Origin of the sequence: Mesorhizobium sp. M7A.F.Ca.AU.002.02.1.1 (assembly GCF_003998535.1) — a bacterium.
Classification (GTDB): Bacteria; Pseudomonadota; Alphaproteobacteria; order Rhizobiales; family Rhizobiaceae; genus Mesorhizobium; species Mesorhizobium ciceri.
The window spans coordinates 1-7,183 of the sequence record NZ_RZPB01000281.1; the positions used below are offsets into that span (position 1 = coordinate 1).

7 protein-coding genes and 1 pseudogene are annotated in these 7,183 nt (G+C 62.7%); 4 read left to right on the top strand and 4 right to left on the bottom strand.

Translation table 11 applies throughout. The features are described 5' to 3' along the window. Together EN879_RS18015 and galE are read right to left on the bottom strand one after the other, a co-directional pair. Positions 1 to 795: FAD-dependent oxidoreductase (locus EN879_RS18015; RefSeq protein WP_127274160.1), on the bottom strand; the 795-nt coding region annotated here is incomplete at its 3' end. A gap of 106 nt (positions 796 to 901) precedes the next feature. Continuing rightward, positions 902 to 1,897, bottom strand: coding sequence for a UDP-glucose 4-epimerase GalE (galE, locus tag EN879_RS18020; RefSeq protein ID WP_063170028.1), 996 nt, complete (start codon positions 1,895 to 1,897; stop codon positions 902 to 904). A 268-nt stretch (positions 1,898 to 2,165) separates the two neighbouring features. Here galE and hemA point away from each other — a divergent pair, with 268 nt between their 5' ends. After that, positions 2,166 to 3,443: a 5-aminolevulinate synthase gene (hemA, locus tag EN879_RS18025; protein WP_063170463.1), complete on the top strand. Its 1,278-nt coding sequence runs from the start codon at positions 2,166 to 2,168 to the stop codon at positions 3,441 to 3,443. A gap of 72 nt (positions 3,444 to 3,515) precedes the next feature. On the opposite strand, the gene EN879_RS18030 is transcribed toward hemA, so the two are convergent. Both EN879_RS18030 and mscL read right to left on the bottom strand, forming a co-directional pair. Next, the gene (locus EN879_RS18030; RefSeq protein WP_013533609.1) at positions 3,516 to 4,682 is read right to left on the bottom strand and encodes a pyridoxal phosphate-dependent aminotransferase; all 1,167 of its coding nucleotides are present in this window, start codon (positions 4,680 to 4,682) and stop codon (positions 3,516 to 3,518) included. A gap of 112 nt (positions 4,683 to 4,794) precedes the next feature. After that, positions 4,795 to 5,217 (bottom strand): large conductance mechanosensitive channel protein MscL, encoded by a 423-nt coding sequence (gene mscL / locus EN879_RS18035; RefSeq protein WP_013533610.1) that lies wholly within the window; start codon positions 5,215 to 5,217, stop codon positions 4,795 to 4,797. A 399-nt stretch (positions 5,218 to 5,616) separates the two neighbouring features. Here mscL and EN879_RS18040 point away from each other — a divergent pair, with 399 nt between their 5' ends. The 3 genes and pseudogenes from EN879_RS18040 to EN879_RS18050 all read left to right on the top strand — a co-directional run. After that, positions 5,617 to 5,826 carry a hypothetical protein gene (locus tag EN879_RS18040; protein WP_024503137.1) on the top strand — a complete coding sequence of 70 codons (210 nt, stop codon included), beginning with the start codon at positions 5,617 to 5,619 and terminating at the stop codon, positions 5,824 to 5,826. Next, entirely contained in the window at positions 5,816 to 6,091 is a 276-nt protein-coding gene (locus EN879_RS18045) for a type II toxin-antitoxin system RelE/ParE family toxin (protein WP_013533612.1), read from the top strand. Before EN879_RS18040 ends, EN879_RS18045 begins: the two co-directional genes overlap by 11 nt. A gap of 120 nt (positions 6,092 to 6,211) precedes the next feature. Continuing rightward, positions 6,212 to 7,183, top strand: a pseudogene (locus EN879_RS18050) (hybrid sensor histidine kinase/response regulator); the annotation flags it as partial.

A 7,183-nucleotide genomic window follows, 5' to 3' on the forward strand; every position in this document is an offset into this window, starting at 1 on the left:
AGAACGGCGCCCGAGCAGGCCGCTTTCCGGCCCCATCGAGATGACAACCGCATCGCCGGCGACCGGGCCGGCCGAAGTCATCACCGCGCGCACCCGGTCGCCCTCGATGTCGAGGCCTTCGACTGTCGTGCCGAACAGGAATTCGACGCCGAGCTTCTCGGCCGCATAGGCGGCCAGCCTGTCGACAAACTGCTTGGAATCTCCGGTCTGGTCGGTTGGCGAATAGACGCCGCCGGCAATCTTGTCCTTGACGCCGGCAAGGCCGGGTTCCAGCTCGACCAGCCGGTCGCGGCCGACGATTTCGATCGGCAGGCCGTGCTTGGCAAGATAACGGTAATTGTCGGTGCCGGTGTCGAGGCTCTTTTGCGAGCGGAAGAAATAGAGAATGCCCTTCTTGCGCTCGTCGTAATGGATGCCGGTCGCTTCCGAAAGCGCATTGATGCAGTCGCGCGAATAGAGCGCGAGCCTGAGCTTGATGTCGGTGTTGGCGCGCAGGCGCGCCACCGTGCACTGGCGCAGGAAACGCAGGCTCCAGGCGAGGAAATAGGGATCGAGGCGCAACCTGACCTTGATGCCGAGATCATGGTTGTAGAGCCCGCGCAGGAAGGTCTTCAAAGCCGCCGGCGAGGCCCAGGCGGTGGCGTCACCCGGTGACACCAGGCCGGCATTGGACTGGCTGGTGCCTTGTGCCGCCGCCGGATGGCGCTCGATCACCGTCACCTCATGGCCGTCGCTGGCCAGATAATAGGCGGCCGCCGTACCGACGACACCGGCCCCGAGCACCGTTATTTTCATGCCATCCCCCCAAGATCTCCTCGCGGCGCCGCGCGTCCGCGCCTTGCCGCGAACGCCTTCAATAGCGCTTCACTGCCCGGCTTGCGAGCCCTTGGGAGAACCCGGCTCAGCCGCGCGCGGAGTTCTTGCCGGTCAGGATGCGCTCCCAGGCGAGCGCATCGGCGACGATCTGGTCGAGATCGTCGCGTTGCGGGGTCCAGCCGAGCTCGGCGCGGGCGAGATCCGAATTGGCGACAACCGCCGCGGCGTCGCCAGGGCGGCGATCACCCATCTTCACCTCGAAATCATGGCCAAAGGCGCGGCGCACGCTGTCGATGACCTCCAGCACCGAATAGCCATGGCTGTAGCCGCAATTGGCGACGAGGCTCTGTCCCCCGGCGCGCAGCCGCTGCAAAGCCAGGCGATGCGCCGCCGCCAGGTCGCTGACATGGATGTAGTCGCGCATGCAGGTGCCGTCCGGCGTAGGATAATCGGTGCCGAACACCTGCATGAACGGCCGCTTGCCGAGTGCCGTCTCGCAGGCGACCTTGATCAGATGGGTTGCGCCCGGCGTCGACTGGCCGGTGCGGCCCTTCGGGTCGGCGCCGGCGACGTTGAAGTAGCGCAGCGCCGTATAGCGCAGGCCATGCGCGATCGACGCGTCGCGCAGCATCCACTCACTCATCAGCTTGGACAGGCCATAGGGCGATTCCGGCGCCAGGCGGGCGTCCTCGCGCACCGGCTCCAGCCCGGCGCCGCCGTAGACGGCGGCGGTCGAGGAAAAGATGAAATTGGGCACGCCTTCGCGCACCGCGGTTTCGATCAGCGTGCGCGTCTTCGAGGTGTTGTTCTCATAATAGCCGAGCGGGTCGGCGACCGATTCCGGAACCACGATCGAGCCGGCGAAATGAATGATCGCGTCGACCTTGTTCTCCCTGATGACCGCGCCGACCAATTCCTTGTCGGCGACATCGCCGACGACCAGCTTGGCCTCCGGCGCCACTGCCCATTCGAAACCGGTGGAAAGACGGTCGAGAACGACCACGCTTTCGCCGGCATCCAGCAGCTCCCAGACCATATGGCTGCCGATGTAACCGGCGCCGCCTGTCACCAAAACTGTCATCCGCGTCCTCGCTTATCCAAGATTTATCGGAAACTGTCTCAACCCCGCTCTACTGGAAAGCCCGCCGCATGGCCATTGGAACCCCCTGGTAACCGGCATTGCCGGCCAGTGGCATTGTCCTGAAACAAAGTTCATCCACATCAAGGGAATAGGCCACGATCCGCGGTCGTTAGGAACAGGTCCGGGGCGTGGCATTTTGACCAAAAAGGCCAGGTGGACGACCAACGGGCCAATGATTATGATCCCGCGCAAAAATTGGGAAGTCGACATGAACTATCAGCGGTTCTTCGAGGAAGCGATCGACCAGCTCCATGCCGAGCGTCGCTACCGCGTTTTCGCCGACCTCGAGCGGATCGCGGGCAAGTTCCCGCGCGCCATCTGGCGTTCCAATGGCCGTGCCGAGGAAATCACCGTCTGGTGCTCCAACGACTATCTCGGCATGGGCCAGCATCCCGACGTCATCGCCGCGTTCCAGAATACCGCTGGCAAGATGGGTTCGGGCGCCGGCGGCACCCGCAACATTTCCGGCACCTCGAACCCGCTGGTCGAGCTTGAGGTGGAGCTTGCCGATCTGCACGACAAGGAAGCGGCACTGGTCTTCACCTCCGGTTTCGTCTCCAACGAGGCCTCGATCTCGACCATCGCGAAGCTTTTGCCCAACTGCCTGATCATCTCGGACGAATTGAACCACGCCTCGATGATCGAAGGCGTGCGGCGTTCCGGCGCCGAAAAGAAGATCTTCCGCCACAATGACGTGGCGCATCTGGAAAGCCTTTTGCAGGCGGCGGGGCGCGAACGTGCCAAGCTGATCGTCTTCGAAAGCGTCTATTCGATGGATGGCGACATCGCGCCGATCAAAGAGATCGTCGAACTCGCCGAGCGCTACAACGCCATGACCTATATCGACGAGGTCCATGCCGTTGGTATGTACGGGCCGCGCGGCGGCGGCATCACCGAGCGCGAAGGCCTGGCCGACCGCATCGACATCATCGAAGGCACGCTGGCCAAGGCATTCGGCACGCTGGGCGGCTACATCACCGGCACCAGCGCTGTGATCGACGCCGTGCGCTCCTATGCGCCGGGCTTCATCTTCACCACGGCACTGCCGCCGGCGATCGCTGCCGCCGCGGCCGCTTCGATCCGCCATCTCAAGCGCTCGCAGGCCGAGCGCGACGCCCAGCAGCAGCAGGCCGCGAGAACCAAACACATCCTGTCGGCCGCCGGCCTGCCGGTGATGGATTCGCCGACGCACATCGTGCCGCTGCTGGTCGGCGATCCCGAGGCCTGCAAGATGGCCAGCGACCGCCTGCTCGGCGTGCACGGCATCTACATCCAGCCGATCAACTACCCGACCGTGCCGCGCGGCACCGAGCGGCTGCGCATCACGCCAACGCCGTTCCATTCCGATGCGCTGATCGCCGAATTGCAGGATGCGCTGGTCGAGACCTGGGATGCGCTCGGTATCCCCTACGGCTCCGCCGGTCGGCCTTCGGTGGCCAAGAGCGACCGCATCATTCCATTGCTGGTGCCCAAGTCAGGCGGCTGATGCCGTTTGGAACTCTACTCCGGCGGCCATCTGGCTCGCCGGAGCGATTTCAATTCGGGCTTCGTCAGCGGCTCAGGCGTTCTTCATCCACTTCGCCAGCCGGTGTGCCGCTTCCTCGATCTGGTCGAGACGGCGGTGGAAGCACAGCCGCAAAAACGCCTCGCCGCCGGGGCCGAAAGCGGTGCCTGGCGCCAGGCCGACATTGGCCTTGTCGACGATGTCGAAGGCAGCGGTGCGTGAATCGGTGATGCCCTCGACGGTGAAAAACAGATAGAACGCGCCCTGCGGCACCGTAAACCCAGCGCGGCCGGTGGCGCCGAGGATGCCGCAGACAAGGTCGCGCGCCTTGCGCGCCCGCTCCACCTGTTCGGCGACGAAGGCGTCGCCCTCGTCAAGGGCGGCGACCGCACCGCGCTGCATGAACTGGGCGACGCCGGAGCTCGAATACTGGATCAGGTTCTCGAACACCTGCTGCAAGCTCGGATGCGTCTTGATCCAGCCGACGCGCCAGCCGGTCATCGCCCAGTTCTTGGAAAAGGAGTTGACGTACAGGATACGGTCTTCCGCCGACGCTATGTCGAGGAAGGACGGCGCGCGGCCGTGGCCGTAGTGGAACAGTGAATAGATCTCGTCGGCGATGATCCAGAGGTTTTTCGCGCGCGCCAGAGCGAGGATCGCCTGCAAGGTCTCGTGATCGGCGGTCCAGCCGGTCGGATTCGACGGCGTGTTGATGAACAGCGCCTTTGTGCGCGGCGTGATCGAAGCGGCGATCTTCTCGACGTCGCAGGACCAGCCATTGCCGGAATGATCGAGCGTGACCGCGACTGGAACGGCTCCCGCTATCCCTGCTGCGGCATCGAAATTCGGCCAGGCCGGCGACAGGTAGACCACCTCGTCGCCGGCGCCGGCGAGCGCGTCGAGCGCCAGCTGGATGGCATGCATGCCGGAGCCGGTGACGATGAATTCTTCCTCCGGGAAATTCTTGCCGAAATGCCTGGCATAGTAACGGGAGAGTGCCTGCCTGAGATCGGGGATGCCCCTTTGCCAGGTGTAGAATGTCTCGCCGCCGGCCAGCGCCTTCGACGCGGCATCGGTGATGAAGGCTGGCGTCGGCAGGTCGCCTTCGCCGGCCCAGAGCGGAATCATGCCTTCGCGCAGGCGGCCGTAATTGACGACGGCGACAATGCCACTTTCGGGTGCCGCACGGGCCTCGGTGCGCAAGCTGTCGATCAGGGTCATGGGCGGATCCGTTTTTGGTCTGCGGTTTTCGTCAGCGGTCCTTACCAGATGCGAAAACAGAAAACCCCGGCCGCCAACGACCGGGGTTTTGGTCCAGCAATGCTGCCCGTGGTCAGCGCCTGGCGAGCAGATCGCGAATTTCGGTGAGCAGCGCGACGTCGGCTGGCGGCGGAGCCGCCGGTGCAGCGGGCTTCTCGCGCTCAAGCCGCTTGCGCATGTTGTTCACCGCCTTGACCATCAGGAAAATGATGAAAGCGAGGATGAGGAAGTTCAACGCGACAGTGATGAAGCTGCCGTAGGCAAAGACCGCGCCTTGCTTCTTGGCGTCGGCCAGCGAGGTGGCGTTGACGGCCGAGGAGAGGCCAAGGAAATAATTGTTGAAGTCCAAGCCGCCGAAAATCGCGCCGACGATCGGCATGATGATATCGTTAACAAGGGAATCGACGATCTTGCCGAAGGCCGCGCCGATGATGACGCCGACCGCAAGGTCCATCACATTGCCCTTGGAAATAAATTCCTGGAATTCTTTCAGCATTCGACCCTCCTTGTCGTGACTGGCCGAGCTGCCGTTTCCGTCCTTGCGGCATCGACCTGAGGCAACATAACAAAAACCTCCTGACGCAACATGGGTAAAAGGGAGAAAACAACCGCTTTCTCCTTACCTTACGGCACTTTGGGCGGCAGCTCTGCCGAATTTGACGCGTTGCGTACAAGGGCGTGAAATTTCATATCCCCGCGATGCAAATCGACACAGATGCCGCCGAATCACTGCAAAACGACCACGCTGGACCAGATTGCCGCCGAGCACGGCATGGGCCCCTGGTTGTTGACGCGAGCGATCAATCGCTCTTTGCAAGGTTTCCCGCATTGACGGCACGGCAAAGCCAGCATTGAATTTCTGGAAATTATAGGCGTTTTCGCCTATAATGTTCTCATGAACATGCTCGAAACCATCAGCATTGATGTTTATCCGTGGGCGGCTCCAACAAAGGAGCAGCGCGCTTGGTTTGACGCGCTTTCGCCCGACGAGAAGCGGAAAGCGATTCAGGCGGCGATCAACGAAGGTTTTGAGAGCCCGGTCAGCGAAAAGTCGATCGACGACATTATTCGGGAAGCGCGTGCCGAACTCCCGCATGCGCCATAGGATAACGCATCGCGCCGAACGCGATCTGAAAGACATTTACCGACACACCTTCGAAAACTTCGGCCACACTCAGGCCGAAAAGTACCTGCGCGAACTCGACGCGGTGTTTGAGTTGCTCGGCGACTATCCGAGTATGGGCCGGCTCTATGAAGGCAGGACCCATCAGTTCGTCCACGGCAAGCACATCATCCTCTATCGCATGGGTTTGGAGGAGGTCGTCATTGGCCGTATTTTCCACGGCGCTCAGCGGCGATCTTCACCATAACGACACCGACGCGCCGCCCTGATAGCCGTCCTGCACAGCTCTGCAATGGACTCGGACGCCAAGCTGTGGTTGCGTCCGGGCAAGCCGGATAGAAAGACGGCAGAGGAGGAAAGTCCAAGCGTGCAGGGCTTGTTCATCGTCATCATCGCGGTCGCCTATGTGACGCTGCTGTTTGCCATCGCCAGCCTCGGCGACCGCCGCTCGGCCATCTCCGAGCCGAGCCGGGGGCGGCCTTTCATCTATGCGCTCAGCCTCGCGATCTACTGCACATCCTGGACTTTCTTCGGCTCGGTCGGTCTCTCTTCCGAACGCGGCCTCGAATTCCTCGGCATCTATACGGGCCCGGTGCTCGTCTTCGTCTTCGGCTTCCCGCTGCTCAACCGTATCGTGCGGCTGGCCAAGACCGAGAAGATCACCTCGATCGCTGATTTCCTCGGCGCACGCTACGGCAAGAGTTTCACCGTCGCGGCGATCGCCACGCTGATCGCCACCATCGGCGCGGTGCCCTATATCGCGCTGCAGTTGAAGGCGATATCCGGTTCGGTCAGCCTGATGGTCGAGCACTATACGGGATCGCCGCCTTCGTTCGATCCCTTCGTCAGCGACATCTCGCTGGTCGTCGCCATGCTGTTGGCGCTGTTCGCGGTGCTGTTTGGAACCCGTCACGCCGACGCCACCGAACACCAGGACGGACTGGTGCTGGCGGTGGCGGTCGAAACCGTCGTCAAGCTCGCCGCCTTCCTGGCGATCGGCCTGATGGTCACCTTCCTGATCTTCGGCGGCCCGGGCGACATGTTCGACAAGCTCGCCGAGAACGCGCAGGTCCGGCAGGCGATGAGCTACAACACCTCGCTCGCCACCTGGCTGGTGCTGACGTGCCTGAGCGGCTTTGCCATCATCATGCTGCCGCGGCAGTTCTACGTCACCATCGTCGAAAACCGCGGCGAGGCCGAACTGCGCACCGCGACATGGGTGTTCCCGCTCTACCTCGTGGCGATCAACCTGTTCGTGCTGCCGATCGCCTTCGCCGGCCTGTCGCTGGTCGGCACCGGAACCAGCAGCGATCTCTATGTGCTGTCGCTGCCCCTGTTC